Below are 16503 nucleotides of genomic sequence, written 5' to 3'. Positions count from 1 at the left end.
ATTTTAAGCAAACCTTTTATAATTTTTTATCCATCCAAACTTCTTAAGGTGACTAACCAATAGAGGTAAAAATATGTATCAGAAGAATATAAGAATAATTTTTTTTATTACAATAATTTGTTTTTCAGTAATAACTCTTACAACTTTTAATCCTTCTACTTTAGCCTACTATCAACAATCTAAAGCTTTAACAAAAGCAGATGTCTTAAAACGTCTGGAATCAGCTAGCAGGCATGAGATTGTCCAAGGCGATATTGCAGCCGAAGTTAACGAAAAAGGAATAGATTTTTCTCTAACAGACGAAATAATTAGAGAATTTCGTAAAGCAGGTGCTAAATCATTGGTAATAGATGCTTTATTAAGAGCAGCATCTAATAAATCTATGCCTATAGCAGAACCGATAGATGACGGACAATTTAACCCTGATGAAGACTCAGATCCAGCAACCATAGCAAAAAGACTTGCCAATTTACCTGTTATTGAACAAGCAAGACATTATGCTTTAAGTTATGTCGAAGAATTACCTAATTTTATTGTTAATCAAAGAGTATCACGTTTTACCCGTGACCCTCGTAGCGGGCAATGGAGACCAAAAGATATTTTAGATATAGAAGTTACTTTTGAAGCAACCAAGGGTGAAAGCTATAAACTAAAATCCATTAATGGTAGACCTGCTAGTAATGGTTATGACAATGTGGGTGGTGCTAGTTCTACAGGTGAATTTGGTACGGTTTTAGTAGCACTTTTTCGACCAGATGCAAGGGCAGATTTTAAGCAAGGCCCATCTGATCGTATAGATGGCCGTAGGGCAACAATATATGATTTTCGTATATTAACCAAAAATTCTACTTATCAAGTAACAGAAACACGCTCTAATCAATCAGTAATTTCTGGATATCGCGGCAGTGTTTGGGTTGATGAAGAAACTAAACGTATTTTGCGAATTGAGCAAGCTGCTGATGATATTCCACCTAATTTTCCTATAACTGTTTCAGAATCAGCAGTTGATTATGGTTGGTTTGAAATAAATGGAGAAAAATTTCTGCTTCCTAAACGTGCAGAGTTAATTATTGGCTCTGATCGTGACCGACTCTATAGCCGAAATGTACTAGAATTTACTAACTACAGACGCTTTGAAACAGATATTCGTATTGGAGCAGATGAGGATGATTAACAATCAACAGCAAGTTTTTGGACTATTTTGATTGCTAAGTAGTTGGCTCATGCTTTTTGAGTTTGATGCGTCTAGGCTAGTCATAATAACTATTTTATTCTTTAATTGGAATTAAAAGCTGAGTAAATTTGTCTAAACATTTAACTTGTTGTGATAGCAAGTAGTCATTGGCTGTTTTAATCATTTTTTTGCCTGTTTCATTTGCCAACAATGCGCCACATTGACGATAAGCAACAATTGCGTATAACTGCATGTTGGCTGAAAGGAAAACTTCTTCTGCTTTTTTCAACAGTTCAATAGCTTGAGACAAGTTTTTTTTGTAATACATTATTGATGCTTCAATAGATAAACCAAAAGCATTACTCCAAGCAACTTGTTCTTTTTGCAAGGCTTTAGCTTTTTGTTCGGCTAGTTTTAGAAAGGAATTATTAGTTGTTTTAGCAAACATTGCTAATGCGGTACGAGCAAACGCAAAAAACCAAAATACTCTTAGAATTTGTGGATTAATAATAAAAGATGTTTTTATTGTAGTTTGATACTTCAATATAAAATCCCATGCTCTTTGAGAATTGCCTTGATAAAGTTCTGTTTCTATTTTAGCTAGTAGGATATAAAAATGTTGCTGGTAAAATTCCTTACTAATCCAAAATTGAGCAATTTCGGTTAATTCTTCTATAGCTTTTTCTGGTTCATCTCCAACTAGATGTAAAAAATAGGAGATTCTATAAGATAAAATACTTTTAGCGTAAATATCACCACGTCTTTGAGCTTCATTAAGTAAAATTGGTAGTCGTTCTGATGCTTCTTGTAATTTACCTAAAAAAAGTAAATTATGTAGCATATTAACATTAACGCCGTCCAACTCCCATTGAACACCAGTGCAATTATCACGAAGGGACTTTTCTGCTTTTATATCAAGCTCATAAGATTGTTGCCAATTACCATTTAAAAATTCGATAACAGCATCAAGAAAAAAACTTAAACTAATAGCATAGGGGTTAGCAGTTTCTTCAGCTAAATTTTTTGCTATTTGTAGAATTTGTTTACTTTGTTGGTAGGAAGTTTTTCCAGCCGTAGCACAATAAGTAGCTTCAAAAGCTAAAGCACGTGATATGCGAAAAGGTTCGCCCGCTTTTAAGGCTAATAAAAGCTGATGTACTTGAAAATCTGCCCCTCGCATTGTATCTACCATACTAAGACCTAGGGAAACTGACCAGCAAGTATCTATTTTAAGTAAATCTAAACTAGAAATTTCAGACTCCTTACGTTGCTTAAAAGCTAGACCTCGTAGTTTTAATTTTAAGCGTTGATAAAGTAGCGAGATAAAAGCATGTTTACGGGTTTTAGCTAATTTCATTCCTAGTAATTTTAGGATTGTATTTAGTAGAATAGATCCTTCTTTTATATGACCACTAATTAATAATTCTTCAGCAGCGCGGCGTTTTAGCTCTACAACTTCTTCTTGATTAGTAGCATTATCAGCAGCTAGCAAATAGGCTAAAGCTGCCTGTTTACCGCGTCCAGCATTAGTAAGCGAGTCACCTAATTTTATTCTTAAATTATGAAGCTCATTAGAATTTACATTAATTTGTTTATTATCAATTAGCTCTAAAATAAATTGGTAGACTTCAGCAGCTTGATCAAAGGCTAGGGCTTGACTAGCATTACTAGCAGCCGTTAAAGCATAGTTATAAGCAGTTTGATAATTTTCTGCTTGATGAAAATGACGCATTAATCTTTCTGGGGCGGTGTCAGAATCTTTTTCTAAAGTTAAAGCTAAATTAAGGTGATAATGTTTTAATGTCTGTTTTTCTAAATAGCCTAGGATAGTTTCTCTAATCCGGTCATGATAAGTTTCTATTTCTTCCTGATTTTGAGTTTCTCTAACTCGAATTAAATAATTAGTGCGAAGAAGTAGCAAAGAGCCATGTTTTTTAAGTTTTTCTTTTAATAATTTTTTAATTACTTCAAGTTTAATTGGCTGACCAGCTACAGCCACTATTTCTAACAATTCTTTTGCTGCGTCAGGTAGTTGAAAGATCCGTTGCTTTAAGGCTTGATCTAAAGTATTAGTAGCAAAAGTATGGATATCATCGGCTGATGCCTCACTATTTTGTAAAAAGCGAGCCAGTTCAATAATAAAAAATGGGCTACCATTTGAATCTTTAATAATATTTTCTATTGGTAACTGATTTTTAGAAAAGGCGGCCAACAGCTTTTTATTTAATAAAGAGACTACTAATTGTTGTGCTTGCTCAAGATCAAATTCTTTAACTTCTATTTTTTGCACTTGTGACAATTTACCTATTTGCGCTAGTGGTAATAATTTACGAAGTAAGGGACTAGATTCTGTTTCTTCCGTCCGATAAGTAGCAATTAGCAGCATTGGTGGAGGATTAGGAGGAGAAAGTATGTCTGCTATAAGGCTAACACTATCTATATCACCCCATTGCAAATCATCTATGTATAAAATTAATGGGGTTTGTTTTGCTAACCAAGATATTAATTCTCTTAAAGCGGTAAATGCACGCCGACGCAGTTCTTGAGAACTAGGAGTTATAGAACTATTTTTATTTTGAAGCTCATCTACTTGTTGAAGTACAGGAAATAGACGAGTTAATGCAATTATTCCTGGGGGATTAGGTAAATTTATTGTGTTAGGTAAATGTTTTAAGTGTTGGCTTAAACCATCAATAATGCTATCAAAAGTTTTATAAGGAATAGACTCTTGTTGATAACAGCGGCCAGATAAAACTAAAAGATTTGGTTCTTTACCTTGCAGTTCATCTAAAAAATGTCTAACAAGGGTACTTTTACCTTGTCCAGAGCTACCATGCACAAAAACCGTTAGTGCAGTATTTTGATTTTTAACTTTTAGAAAGGCTTCTTCTAATAGATTTAACTCCAGTTGCCGGCCTATAAATGGAATTTCTTGATTAGGAGCAGTTACAAAGAAATTTTCTAGTGTTTTGCTTTCAATTTTTTGCTCTAAATTAGGTGCTGCTAGCCGAGCTAAAATTTCTTTAGCAGAAGGGCGTTTTTCTGGCTTATGCCTCATTAAATCCAAGCACAAATCACAAAGGTCTTTTGGTAGTTCTGGAACAACAATATTTGGAGCAGGGAACTTGCTTATAACTTTGTCCATTAAAATTTGTTTGAGTGAACCGCTAAAAGGTAAAAGCCCTGTTAATGCTTGATAAAGCATTATTCCAACACTATACCAATCCGAGGCAGCAGATAGCTCTTTACCTAAACCTTGCTCAGGTGACATATAAGCAGGAGTTCCAGCAATTTTCCCTTCTAATGGGTGATTATTATTAGTTTGTTCTCTTACTAGCCCAAAATCTAGAATTTTTACTTGACCTTGATTAGTTACTAGTACATTAGAAGGTTTAATGTCACAGTGTAATTTATTGGCTTGATGTAGTGAGTCAATACCTAAAACTAACTGGTGCATTGCCAAGCGCAAATTAGTTATATTGGGCAGAAAGCTATTTTGTTTATATGTGTAAGTAGTAGGATCAGTTTTTAATGTATCGCTAAAGTTAGTGAGGTTTTTAATATCGGTTTTTATGGTAGCTGCTACAGAGGTTTCTTCTTGACTAACTAAAATGGATGGATCTTGTTTTATATAATCAAGAAAAGGTTTTCCTACAACTAATTCCATAGTAAAAAACCATTCTGACTCTTCAGAAAATAGCTCATATAAAGTAACTAAATTAGGGTGATTTATATTTGCTAATGAGCGAAATTCTTTTTTTAATTCAAAAAGTGCTTCACCATTCCATTGTTGTAAGATTTTTAATGCAACAATTTCGTCCTGTTGTATATCATAGGCTTGGAAAACTATACCAAATCCGCCTGATCCCAAACGACGTTGGATCAAAAAGCGGTTAGTACCAATAAATTTTCCTGTTGCTAGCCCCATTTTGCCTAAGAATTACTATTAAGTAATATGGTTTATATATGTGTAATTTATACTTTTATAGTTTTTAATAAGATATTTTGATAATATTTTGATTTTACCAGTTATGCCATTATAAGCTTTTTTATGTTGAGGGAAAGACTTATGGATGAAAAATTACAAAAAAAAGTAGAACTCTTAGGGATTGATAAAATTAAACGACATATTTTCTTATGTGCTGATCAAAGTAAACCAAAATGCTGCGAAAAAGACCTAGGACTAGAGTCTTGGGAATATCTAAAAAAACGTCTAAAAATCTTAAATTTAAGTAGAGAAGGCGGAATTTGTCGAACTAAAGCCAATTGTCTCCAAATCTGTGAAATGGGCCCTATAGCGGTCGTCTATCCTGACGGGGTTTGGTATCATTCCTGCACTCCATCAGTAATAGAACGCATTATTCAAGAACATTTAATAAATGGCAAAGTGGTAGAAGAGTATTTGATTGATACAAAATTAATAGATAATTAATAGATAGTTAACCAAATCCTTTTGATTATTTAGCTAGTTAGCTCCAATATAAAAATACTAGATTGGAAATAAAATGTTAGTAGATAAAATAGATATCTTATTAGAAAACAATAAAAAATACTTGTGGATAGTTCCTTGTTTATTAGCATTTATTTGTTTTATTAATACTGTGAGTTTTGGGTTTGTTTATGATGATATTTATCATGTAGTTAAAGCAGAAAAAATGTTAGGTGATTGGAGCCTTGATAATCTAAAACAAGTATTTACTTCAGATTTTTGGACATCCCTTACAAATCATCTTAGATCAGAAGAAAAAAAAGACTCATTTTATTATCGTCCAATCTCAGTTGTTGAGTTAATGGTTATATATACGTATGCAAAAGTTAGTGCATGGAAATGGCATCTTACTTGTGTTATGTTGCATGTTATTGCTACAGGTTTAGCTTACAAAGTTATACGTACTACGTTAGAAAAAATAGAGTTACTAGACTATAAAAAATGGGTAAATCTTCTTTCTTTAGTTGCATCTATGGTGTTTGCAATACATCCTGTGCAATCAGAGTCCGTTGCATGGATTTCTGCTTATGTTAATGCTTTACTTGCAATTAAAATTTTTCTTGCCTTACTGGTTTATTTAAAAGCTAGAGAATTTGCATTAAAAGACAAAAGATTTATTTTTTTGATAATTGTAAGTGCATTTTTTTATGGGTTAGCTTTATTTACAAAGGAACCGGCAATAGCATTAGCAATATTACTTCTTAGTTATGAAGTATTTTTATTAAGGCATAAGCTAGCCTGGATTAACCATCTTTTCAATTGCTTTATTAGAGCGTTACCCTTTGTTTTGGTTACATTTATTTATATATTTGCTAAATTTAGCTCTTTGGGAAGAATCCGCCCAGAAATTAATCAAAATTTTGTAGATGCTAGCAATCCTTATTCAATTATTATTTTTAGTTTACCAAATATTATTATTAATTATTTGAAAATTTTAGTTTGTCCAGTTGACTTAAAACCTTTTTCCCCAGTAACTTATATTTATGAACCAACTCTATCAAACTTTTATCTACCAATAATATTATTATTACTGCTAGCAAGTTTCTTTTTAATAAAGGCTTGGAATAATGTCCTTATAAGAGTTGCTTTAATTTGGGTTATTGTCCCTTTATTACCAGCATTAAATATTTATGCTTTTCCACCAGAAAATTTGGTACAAGACCGTTATCTTTATTTTTCATTAATTGGAGCAGGTTTACTATTAGGCCAATGTATGCTGATTTTTAATGAGAAATTAGTTGTAAAAAATGATAAACAAGAAATAACTACAAAAATTCATATTTTGCCACTGTTATCAACTCTAACAATTTTTATAATACTAATGATTATTACTATAAATCAAAATTATATTTGGGTGGATGAATGGCAATTTTGGTCTTTTGTTAAAGAAAGAATTCCTCAATCTTGTACTGCTAACTTAGAATTGGGAAGATTAAATATCAATAGTAATTTATATGAACAAGCTATTAGCTACTATGAAGAAGCCAAAAAAGTTTGTCCAAAAAATGCTGGGATACATAAACAATTAGGTAGGCTTTATGGGCGCAAAGAAGATTTTATCCGTGCTGAAGCAGAATTTAGGCAAATGATTGAACTTGCTACACTTTCTTCTACTGCTGCTGTAGGGTATTACAATTTAGGTTTAGTTTATAGTTATAAAGTGGATAAAGAACAGGCTATTATGTACTTGCAAAAAGCAATAGAACTAGATCCTAATTCAGAAACCGCTCTAACAGCAAAAAATAAAATTGATTCTATTACTGTTGAGTTAAACAAAAAGTAAATTATAGTAGTCCACTGTCTATAGTGCTTAACTACAATTCATTGCCAACGATTTATTTATAGTTGTAATCAAAAAGAAATGCAAAAAATTTATTTATTAATAATCACATTAGTAATTTTTGTTAATACAGCTTTTGCTCAACAAACAGTTGAAAAAACTAACGAAGAAATACTATTTAGTGATTCAACAGAAGTTGTTTTACTAGATATTGCAGTAGTTGATAAAAGTGGAAATTTTATTCCTGAACTAACAAAAATAGATTTCCAAGTTTATGAGGATAAAAAAGAGCAAAAATTAGAATTTTTTTCTCAAGAAAATGTTCCAATAAGTTTTGGTTTAGTTATAGATACTTCTGGCTCAATGCGCTTTAAGTTGCCTATGGTACTGGCAGCAGCAAAGGAAATGCTTAAGTTTTGCCGTGCAGAAGATGAAGTATTTATCATTAATATGAAAGATGATCAAAATATCCAAATTGTCCAACCTTTTACACAAAATTTTGTTGAAGCTGCTAAAGTTATAGATAAATTTTCACCCAGCGGGGGAACTGCTCTATTAGATGGGATTGCCCAAGCTAATCAATATGCAGAATTAAATGCTAAAAATCGCCGTCAAGCTCTAATTGTTATGTCTGACGGGGATGATCGCTCTAGTACAATAGAAAAAGACCAACTTATTAATCAACTACGCACTACAAATACACAAGTGTATTTACTAGGATTTCCAGAAGGCTTTGTTACACCTGATGGTAAATTTATTGACTATACTTTGCCAAGAGCAAAAAAATTGCTAAATAAAATTGCAGAAGAGTCTGGAGGAGAAACTTTTTTTCCTACTTCACTAGCAGAGATTTTGCCAATACTTAAGAAAGTTTGTAGTGATGTACGCGCTCAGTATACAATAGGATATTATCCATCTAAGAGCGATGATAATCGCTGGCATACTATAGAAGTTAAATTAACAAATAAGAAATATAAATATATTGTTCGTACACGCACAGGGTATTTTGCTAATAGAAAAAAAGGAGCAAAACCAAAAAGTTAATTATGGCAAAAAAAGGAAATATATTAGTCATTGATGATGAAGAGATTATGCGAGATGTGCTAGAAAGCTTACTTGCACAAGAAGGTTATCGCGTAGATTTAGCAAAAACTGGTGAAGAAGGACTTGAACGCTACCAACAAAAAAACTATGACGTTGTTTTACTTGATGTTTCAATGCCAGGAATTGGAGGATTAAAAACCCTAGAAGGCTTATTAAAGCTTGATTCAGAGGCAATAATAATAATGATTACTGCTTATGCTACTTTTGAAACAGCCGTGTCTGCCTGGCAACAAGGCGCATTTAGTTGTATTCGTAAACCTTTTGAAAATGAACATATTATAAATACTGTCCTAAGTGGAATTGCTCGTAGACGTAAGGATGAAGAAAGACGTGAGCTAAAGAAAACCTTAAAACGTACTTCTCAAAAAAGTGAAATCATCGCTCGTAGTAAAAAAATGCAGTCCGTTTTAGAACAAATTGAACTAGTTGCACCAGCAAAAACTACAGTGCTAGTTCAAGGCGAATCTGGAACAGGTAAAGAACTAGTTGCTCGTGCAATTCATTTTTCTAGCCCAAGATCAGAACATGGACAATTTGTTACAGTAAATTCTGGTAATATTCCTAGTGAATTACTAGAATCAGAGCTTTTTGGTCATTTAAGAGGTGCTTTTACTGGTGCAGTTGCAGCAAAAAAAGGTCTTTTTGATATTGCTGATGGTGGATCAATTTTTTTAGACGAAATTGGAAATATTTCCTTAGAAACTCAATCTAAACTACTAAGAGTTATTCAAGAAAAAGAGTTTATTCCTCTAGGTGATACTCATACTCGTAAAGTTGATATACGTATTATTGCAGCTACTAATATAGATTTACGTCAAGCTGTTGCAGATGGACGCTTTAGAGAAGATTTATATTATCGTCTAAATGTAATTTCTATTGACTTACCTCCACTACGAGAACGTACTGAAGATATTTTACTACTTGCTCAACATTTTATCAATAAATATAACAAGGAAAATCAGCGAAATATTAGTGAAGAAATAAAACCAGAAGTCTTAGCAGCATTAGAGGCATATTACTGGCCCGGTAATGTTAGGGAATTAGAACATACAATTGAACGTGCAGTAGTACTTTCACGCGCTCAAAATTTAGAGTTAGATTGTTTACGTCCAGAAATATTAAACCCTCAACTTTCTTTAGCAAATAATGGGGGACGAGGCTTTTTTGGACAATTTGACCTAATGCATGGGGTTTCTTTTTATGATGAAGTTGCTAGGTTTGAAGTCTCGTTGATTAAACAAGCTTTAGATTATACTAGTGGGCATCAAAGCCGAGCAGCAAAATTATTAGGCTTAAATGCTACTACACTTAATAGTAAAATAAAGACTTATAATATTCGTTGTTAATTAAATCAAAAAATATTGGAAAAATTATGAAAAAAGATAAATTAAAAAATAAAACTTATGAAGATGTAAGACGCGCACTTTTTCAGCTACCACGTCAAGAAGCTGGACAAATGAAAGAATTAGCTGATGCCGTAGGTATAAATTATGATCGATTGCGACGTGCAACTAGCGATGTAGAAACTACACGCGAAGGACGAGATATTTCTTTAATTGAAGCTCTTAAATTAATGGAAGCAGCTAATGATTATGGAGTTTTATTTGCTATGTGTTCAGAACTAGGTTTTGAAACTCCAAGAATATTGGAACCTACAGACATGCCTAAGAAAATTAGTTGTAGTGAGCTAATGGAAGGCACTTTAGCTATTGCTGCTAGCACAGGAGAACTTTCAGGAATTATTAAAGATGCTGTAGCAGATAATAGAATTAGCGAAATAGAGCGACGTGATATGTTAGAAGCAGTGGAAAAAGCCCAAAAAGATTTAGAAAAAATCCGACATATGATAATAAAAGCGTCTTAGTAATTTAACTAGTATCTGGTATTAGCTTTATAGCTTATTGAAAAATAAAAGAGCATTTTATTTCGGTCGTGTTATAAAAAAGTTGGCATTTGGTTTGCACATCGATTTAACAAAGGGCTGCAATTGCATTACCAACTTTACTGAAACACGACCGTTTAGGGATAGCTTATGCACAAACCTATTGCAATTGGTCGATTGCAGCACAAAAGACAGAGAAAATTTATGAAGATCTTCTCCATGAAGATACTCTAAGCAAAATTAAACAGCAATAAAACGAAAATTTTAAGCTTATGTTTTAATACCTTGGTACGTTTGGATCAATCAAACAAGACCAAGCATCTATCCCGCCAGCTAAACTTTTAGCATTAGAAAAACCATTTTGACGAAGCCACATAACCACTCTTGCACTACGCACACCAGCATGGCAGTAGACAATAATTTCTTGCTCTTCATCAAGTTCACTTAATCGTAAAGGAACTTCACCCATAGGAATTAATGTTGCTGCTGGAAGTCGGCAAATTTCATATTCAAAAGGCTCTCTAATATCTAAAAGTAAAAATTTTTGTTTTTGATTGTCTAAGCGTTCTTTTAACTGCTCAACTGATATTTCCCAATCTCGTAAAAACATAGTTTCTCCAAAAATAAATTGAACTACCCAATAAATTGTTGGGTAGTTCGTTTGATTTCAATAGCTTAACTCCAAAGCTTAGTAACGTGGCATACTTGGATCAACTTTTTGCGCCCAACCATCTATGCCACCTATCAAATTTTTAACTTTTTGGAAACCTGCACTGCGCAAAAATTCAACTGCCTTCGCGCTACGTCCTCCAAGTTTGCAGTGAACAATAATTTCTTTTTCTGGATCAAGCTCATTTAATCGCTTAGGTATTTCACCTAGGGGAATTAAATGAGAGCCAGATAATTTACAGATCCCATATTCTGCAAGCTCTCTTACATCTAGTATAAAAAGCTTTTCACCATCATCTAACCGCTTTTTAAGCTCTTGTGGTGTAATTTCAAAATTATTCATAAATTACCTTTCTTACTTTTTCTTTTTACTTTTTTTGTTATCTACAGGCTTTTCCTCATCTTCCTCATCTTCCTCATCTTCCTCATCTTCCTCGTCATCGTCGTCCTCACCATCATCATCATCGCCATCATCGTCGTCCTCACCATCATCGTCGTCCTCATCGTCACCATCGTCATCGTCATCATCATCTTCATCTTCCTCGTCATCGTCGTCATCGCCATCATCATCATCGCCATCGTCATCGTCGCCATCGTCATCATCATCGCCATCATCATCGTCGCCATCGTCATCGTCGCCATCGTCGTCATCTTCATCATCTTCCCATTCACTATCATCATCATCATCATCATCATCGTCATCATCGTAACTATCACCGTCATCATCACCATCATCATCATCATCATCATAGCCATCGTCATCATCATCTTCTTCTTCCACTTCTTCTACTTCTTCTTCAGATGATTTTTTAGTTTCTGATTTTGCTACAGGCTTTTCTTTAAGAGCTTCTTTAGGTTTTTCTTCAGCTTTTGTTTCATTAGTAGAACTAGAAACGGCACCAGCAAATAGTCCAGCACCAGCAGTTGTTAAACTAGGCTTGGTTTCTTGGCTTGTTGAAGGACTGCTAGCAGGGGTTTCTGTTTTAGCAGGTGTAGGGATTTCAGGTTTGGCTGTTTCTGGAGCAGGAGTAACAAAAGTAGGTTTAGCTTGTTCAACTAAATTTTCAACCTTTTCAGCAATGGTTTTTACAGTAGTTTCTGACTCGTCACCAGCTTTAGCAGCCGTGTTTATTTCTTCAACAATAGAAGCAACTTTTTCAATAACTTCTCTAGTTGTTATTTCAGGTGAAGCGGCTGGGCTAGCAGTAGACTCTGTTGTTGATTCTGGTTGGACAAAAGTAGGTTTAGCTTGTTCAACCAAACTTTCAACTTTTTCAGCAATGGTTTTTACAGTAGTTTCTGACTCATCACCAGTTTTAGCAGCACGATTTTTTTCCGCTATAATAGAAGCAACTTTTTCAATAACTTCTCTAGTTGTTATTTCAGGTGAAGCGGCTGGGCTAACAGCAGGCTCTACAGCTTTTTCTGCTTCTGGTGTAGCTGTTGGCTCTGGCACTGGTGTAGCCGCTGGTTCAGCTTTCTTTTCTTCTGTTGGTTTAACTTCTAAAGCTTCAGTTCCTTTAGTTTCCAAAGCTTCAGACCCTTTAACTTCTAAAGCTTCAGTTACAGGTTTAGCTTCTTCTTTAGCTTTTTTCTTTGGTTTTTCACCTTCTGCTGAAGCATCCCAATTAGGAATCTTTATAGTTGTTTTGGCTGGTAATGTTTTTGGATCTGTTAATACATCTTTGTTAGCTTCAAAAATTTGCTCTGGAGTAACTTTATTTTTAGTTATTTTTTTGGCAATTACTTCTAAAGTGTCATCGGCCTTAATTTTATGCTCACCATAAATATCTGTTCTTTGAATTTTTAAGTCTAGTTTTAATGAATTTTTCCATTCTGCATCAGCTTTTTTGGCTTTATCTGTTATTCGATCAGCGTTGTATTGAGTTGGACAATTAGCACTAACCGTTAAAACACCATTTTCTTCAGTCAATGTTAATTCTTCACAACCCAATGTATAGGCTTGTTCATAAACAGGGCCATATTTATTAGTTAAATCTGAAGATGTTTCTACTTTTAACTTTAATGCTAAATCTTTGTGTTCAGCATCCACTTCTTTAGCTTTTTCAGCAATTGCATTAGCTAAATACTGTGTAGGACAATTAGCATTAACTACTAGTTGTCCATTTTCTTCACTAGTTTTTACTTTTTTACAACCAAGAGTTTTCGCAAGTTTTAGTACAGAGATATATTTATCTTTTAATTCAGCCATTTATGTCTCCCAACAAATAAAATTTAACACTGCCAATGGGCTAGAAACTAAGCTAATTCCAGAGTTTAGGCAATCTTAACTTACGGGAAATTTTTCTTTTATTTGTTGAGAGACAAATAAGCTTTAAGGCTTAATTATTTTCTGGTGTGGCTGTAGATGTAGCTAATTTTAGCTGTTGAGCTTTTTTAACAAGTTGTAAAATTCTTGTCTTTCCTTGTCGTTAGGCTGTGAAGCAGTTTCAGTAATACTAATGATTTTTTCTAATGACCAGTCTTTAGCCGCAAAACTTTCACGTAAAACTTCCGCAAAAGCAGCAACTGCAATGGAGAATCGAAAATCTTCAGAAGTTTGCTCAAAATTTTGCTGAAGTCTGGACAAATCAAAGCTTGCTGCTACTTCTTCAGCGGGGGTAGTTTCTTGAGCATCAGGAGTTTTATAGCGTAATCTAACAGTAGCTAAATTGCTTTCAGGCTGTTTTCGTAATTTTACTTCATAAATAGCTGTCACCGTATGACCAGCACCAATTTCACCAGCATCAACTTTATCATTGCGAAAATCTTCATCTGCAATATCTCGGTTTTCATAGCCAACTAAGCGATATTCGCTAACTGTAGATGGGTTAAATTCTACTTGGACTTTAACATCCTTTGCTATTACTTGAAGTGTTCCATTTAATTGCTCAACAAAGATTCTTTTTGCTTGTGACATATTATCTATGTAATAGTAATTACCATTACCCTTGTTAGCAAACTGTTCCATCATTGCATCTTTGTAGTTACCCATTCCAAAACCTATTGTGCTAACTGTAATTCCTTGGTCTACATAACTTTTAATTTCCTTAAGGATGTCTTTTGGGTTAGTTTTACCAATATTAGCATCCCCATCAGAACAAATAATGATCCGATTAATACTACCAACTTGGAAAGAAGCGTGAGCTTGTTTGTAAGCTAGGTCAATTCCTGCTTCCATAGCTGTTCCACCGCCTGAAACTAAATTATCAATAGCATTTAAGATTACAGCTTTATCAGCAATGCTTGTTGGAGGTAGGACTAAATCAACTCCACCAGCATAAGTTGTAATTGCCACAGTATCTTGAGGCTCAAGGTTTTTAACCAACATTTTTAAGCTCTTTTTAACAAGCCCTAATTTGTCATCAGAATCCATTGAGCCGCTATTATCAACTAAGAAAGTTAAGTGAGTCGCTGGACGTTCTGCTTTGCTTACTTCGCGCCCTTTTAAGCCTACTCTTAACAAATAGCGATTTTCATTAAATGGAGATGCAGCCGCTTCCATAGTTAAGGAAAAAGGATGACTAGTAGTTGGACTAGGGTATTGATATTTGAAATAGTTAACAAATTCTTCAACTCTAACTGAATTTGCTGGGGGCAGTGAGCCTTCAGTTAAGATACGACGGGCAATAGTGTAAGAGCCTGTATCAACATCAACTGCAAAAGTTGAAAAACTATCTTTTTTGGTTTTTGTCCAAACATTTACACCATAGTTCTTAAATGCTTCTGTACCAGTAGAATTATTTAGGTTTTTTTTATTTATATCATTTATATCATTTATATCTTCAGAAGGCTTTGTTAAACGACCAAATTCTGCTCCATAACTATCAGTAACTACTTGAAATTCTTTAGTTACATTTTGATTAGGTGTTGAACCTGCTGCACTAGAGTCATTATTATCAAGACCATCAACAGTAAAGCTATTTGAGCGAGCAGTTTGACCATTAAAAGGGATACTAGAAGTTACTGTGCTGCTTTTATTAGAATTTGGACTAATTAGAGAAAAATCTAAAAAATTACGTCTGTTAATAGGCAATGAATCAATGCGACGGTTATCTATCTTTGCCTCTAAACTATCAACAGATAGCTCAATTTTTTGCTCAGTAGAATTTTGGTTAAAATTGTAACTTCCAACATTCGCAATTTTGTCTCCAATTTTGCCATCTTTTTCAAGAGATCTTAGGGTATTTTCTGGTTGAAAGACTCCAGGGTTTAAGAGGATTAACGATGGCAGAACGCCTTTAGAAGGTGCTATTTTACGTGTTGGTAAAGTTTGAACACGTTGCGGGCGTGCATCACTATTATAGTTTTCTACAGGAGCTTCGGATTCAGAAGAAATAACACTACTTTTTGTTACTTCAGGAACTTTTATAGAAACTTTTTCAAGTTTAGCTATTTCATTGTTATTGGTGCTAGTAATGTTACTTTTTTTGATTATCGCTATAAATGAACTGCCAAGAGCATAAAAAATAATAACTATTGCAGCAGTAGCAAAGGCTCTTGACCAAGTTGTTTTGGGAAATAATTGATAAATAGAGCTAGGTCTATTAGTTACAGATTTTTCTTGAAGCTTTAATTGGCTTTCTACGCCGTTCCAAAGCAAGTCAGGACATTTTGATAATGAAAGCTGTTTGGCTAAGAAAATGCCTTGCTCAATTTCTTCACACTCTTTTTTACAAGCTTTGCAAGTGCTTAAATGGCTTTCAACTTGACTTGCTTGTTTGTCGGTTAACTCATTTTGAAGGTAGGCAGAAAGCTGATCTGCTATGTGTCTGTTAAATATCTTCATTGTATTTCTCCTAGTACAATTTCTAAATGAGCAAGCTTTTGTGACAAAATTTTATGCGCACGATTAAGACGGGATGCTACTGTGCCTTTTGAACAGCCGACAATTTCAGCTATTTCTTCATATGAAAGGTCTTCAATATATTTAAGTATTACAGGTAGCTTTAACTTTATGTCTAAACCTGCAATTACGGCTTGAATCTCAGTTCTAGCTTGCTTACGAAGCAATTTAGCGTCGTGTGAGTCTCTATAAAATAACTTACTCATTTTTTCTAAGATGAAGGGAAGAAAACGTTGTTCTTTCCTGTGTTGCTCTATGCACTCATTGACGACGATGCGATAGAGCCAAGTATTAAAGTCTGAATCAAAACGAAACTCTTTTGTCTTGATAAAGAGTTTTAGAAAAACTGTTTGGGTAATATCAGCAACAATATTTTCATTATTGCTAAAATGCAGGGCCAGAGAATAAACGCGGTCTTTATAAAGCAAAAATAACTGTTGAAACGCTTCTTGGTCGCCCTCTTGACACGACAAAATAATTTTCCTAATGGTTTCTGTATCATTGGTTAGTAAATTTTGTTTCATATACCATTAGATGGATTAGCTAAATTTTTCTTCAT

At 33.9% G+C, this 16503-nt stretch carries 12 protein-coding genes; 6 read left to right on the top strand and 6 right to left on the bottom strand.

The window, feature by feature from the left end; all coding sequences use genetic code 11:
• Window positions 1-73 precede the first annotated feature (73 nt).
• Window positions 74-1174 carry a hypothetical protein gene (locus tag IPK14_12755; protein MBK7994250.1) on the top strand — a complete coding sequence of 367 codons (1101 nt, stop codon included), beginning with the start codon at window positions 74-76 and terminating at the stop codon, window positions 1172-1174.
• A gap of 94 nt (window positions 1175-1268) precedes the next feature.
• Here IPK14_12755 and IPK14_12750 read toward each other — a convergent pair whose 3' ends face one another.
• Window positions 1269-5102: a protein kinase gene (locus IPK14_12750; GenBank protein MBK7994249.1), complete on the bottom strand. Its 3834-nt coding sequence runs from the start codon at window positions 5100-5102 to the stop codon at window positions 1269-1271.
• A 141-nt stretch (window positions 5103-5243) separates the two neighbouring features.
• Here IPK14_12750 and IPK14_12745 point away from each other — a divergent pair, with 141 nt between their 5' ends.
• The 5 genes from IPK14_12745 to IPK14_12725 all read left to right on the top strand — a co-directional run bounded on the left by IPK14_12745 (window position 5244) and on the right by IPK14_12725 (window position 10411).
• On the top strand, window positions 5244-5606 hold the full coding sequence (locus IPK14_12745; protein MBK7994248.1) for a (2Fe-2S) ferredoxin domain-containing protein: 363 nt from the start codon (window positions 5244-5246) through the stop codon (window positions 5604-5606).
• Window positions 5607-5679: 73 nt separating this feature from the next.
• Complete coding sequence (locus IPK14_12740) at window positions 5680-7446, top strand: hypothetical protein (protein ID MBK7994247.1); 1767 nt, start codon at window positions 5680-5682, stop codon at window positions 7444-7446.
• Between the two features lie 78 nt (window positions 7447-7524).
• Window positions 7525-8487 (top strand): VWA domain-containing protein, encoded by a 963-nt coding sequence (locus IPK14_12735; GenBank protein ID MBK7994246.1) that lies wholly within the window; start codon window positions 7525-7527, stop codon window positions 8485-8487.
• A gap of 2 nt (window positions 8488-8489) precedes the next feature.
• Window positions 8490-9893 carry a sigma-54-dependent Fis family transcriptional regulator gene (locus IPK14_12730; protein MBK7994245.1) on the top strand — a complete coding sequence of 468 codons (1404 nt, stop codon included), beginning with the start codon at window positions 8490-8492 and terminating at the stop codon, window positions 9891-9893.
• A 26-nt stretch (window positions 9894-9919) separates the two neighbouring features.
• Window positions 9920-10411 (top strand): hypothetical protein, encoded by a 492-nt coding sequence (locus IPK14_12725; GenBank protein MBK7994244.1) that lies wholly within the window; start codon window positions 9920-9922, stop codon window positions 10409-10411.
• Between the two features lie 295 nt (window positions 10412-10706).
• On the opposite strand, the gene IPK14_12720 is transcribed toward IPK14_12725, so the two are convergent.
• From IPK14_12720 to IPK14_12700, 5 genes are all read right to left on the bottom strand, one after another.
• Window positions 10707-11039: a sulfurtransferase gene (locus IPK14_12720; GenBank protein MBK7994243.1), complete on the bottom strand. Its 333-nt coding sequence runs from the start codon at window positions 11037-11039 to the stop codon at window positions 10707-10709.
• A 78-nt stretch (window positions 11040-11117) separates the two neighbouring features.
• Window positions 11118-11441 carry a rhodanese gene (locus IPK14_12715; GenBank protein ID MBK7994242.1) on the bottom strand — a complete coding sequence of 108 codons (324 nt, stop codon included), beginning with the start codon at window positions 11439-11441 and terminating at the stop codon, window positions 11118-11120.
• 12 nt (window positions 11442-11453) lie between these two features.
• The gene (locus IPK14_12710; protein ID MBK7994241.1) at window positions 11454-13310 is read right to left on the bottom strand and encodes a LysM peptidoglycan-binding domain-containing protein; all 1857 of its coding nucleotides are present in this window, start codon (window positions 13308-13310) and stop codon (window positions 11454-11456) included.
• Between the two features lie 168 nt (window positions 13311-13478).
• Window positions 13479-15887 (bottom strand): von Willebrand factor type A domain-containing protein, encoded by a 2409-nt coding sequence (locus tag IPK14_12705; GenBank protein MBK7994240.1) that lies wholly within the window; start codon window positions 15885-15887, stop codon window positions 13479-13481.
• Window positions 15884-16417 carry a sigma-70 family RNA polymerase sigma factor gene (locus tag IPK14_12700; protein MBK7994239.1) on the bottom strand — a complete coding sequence of 178 codons (534 nt, stop codon included), beginning with the start codon at window positions 16415-16417 and terminating at the stop codon, window positions 15884-15886. The genes IPK14_12705 and IPK14_12700 overlap by 4 nt, the downstream gene beginning before the upstream one ends.
• Between the last annotated feature and the right edge of the window lie 86 nt (window positions 16418-16503).

Source organism: Blastocatellia bacterium (assembly GCA_016713405.1).
Classification (GTDB): Bacteria; Acidobacteriota; Blastocatellia; order Chloracidobacteriales; family JADJPF01; genus JADJPF01.
The sequence above is the reverse complement of the archived record's forward strand: the minus strand, read 5'-3'. Positions and strand labels throughout refer to the sequence as shown.

Bases quoted from the DNA above. Each gene is read 5' to 3' on its own strand.
- IPK14_12750 (MBK7994249.1), bottom strand. From the start codon at position 5,102: ATGGGGCTAGCAACAGGAAAATTTATTGGTACTAACCGCTTTTTGATC.
- IPK14_12715 (MBK7994242.1), bottom strand. From the start codon at position 11,441: ATGAATAATTTTGAAATTACACCACAAGAGCTTAAAAAGCGGTTAGAT.
- IPK14_12745 (MBK7994248.1), top strand. From the start codon at position 5,244: ATGGATGAAAAATTACAAAAAAAAGTAGAACTCTTAGGGATTGATAAA.
- IPK14_12755 (MBK7994250.1), top strand. From the start codon at position 74: ATGTATCAGAAGAATATAAGAATAATTTTTTTTATTACAATAATTTGT.
- IPK14_12735 (MBK7994246.1), top strand. From the start codon at position 7,525: ATGCAAAAAATTTATTTATTAATAATCACATTAGTAATTTTTGTTAAT.
- IPK14_12730 (MBK7994245.1), top strand. From the start codon at position 8,490: ATGGCAAAAAAAGGAAATATATTAGTCATTGATGATGAAGAGATTATG.
- IPK14_12725 (MBK7994244.1), top strand. From the start codon at position 9,920: ATGAAAAAAGATAAATTAAAAAATAAAACTTATGAAGATGTAAGACGC.
- IPK14_12740 (MBK7994247.1), top strand. From the start codon at position 5,680: ATGTTAGTAGATAAAATAGATATCTTATTAGAAAACAATAAAAAATAC.
- IPK14_12705 (MBK7994240.1), bottom strand. From the start codon at position 15,887: ATGAAGATATTTAACAGACACATAGCAGATCAGCTTTCTGCCTACCTT.
- IPK14_12720 (MBK7994243.1), bottom strand. From the start codon at position 11,039: ATGTTTTTACGAGATTGGGAAATATCAGTTGAGCAGTTAAAAGAACGC.
- IPK14_12710 (MBK7994241.1), bottom strand. From the start codon at position 13,310: ATGGCTGAATTAAAAGATAAATATATCTCTGTACTAAAACTTGCGAAA.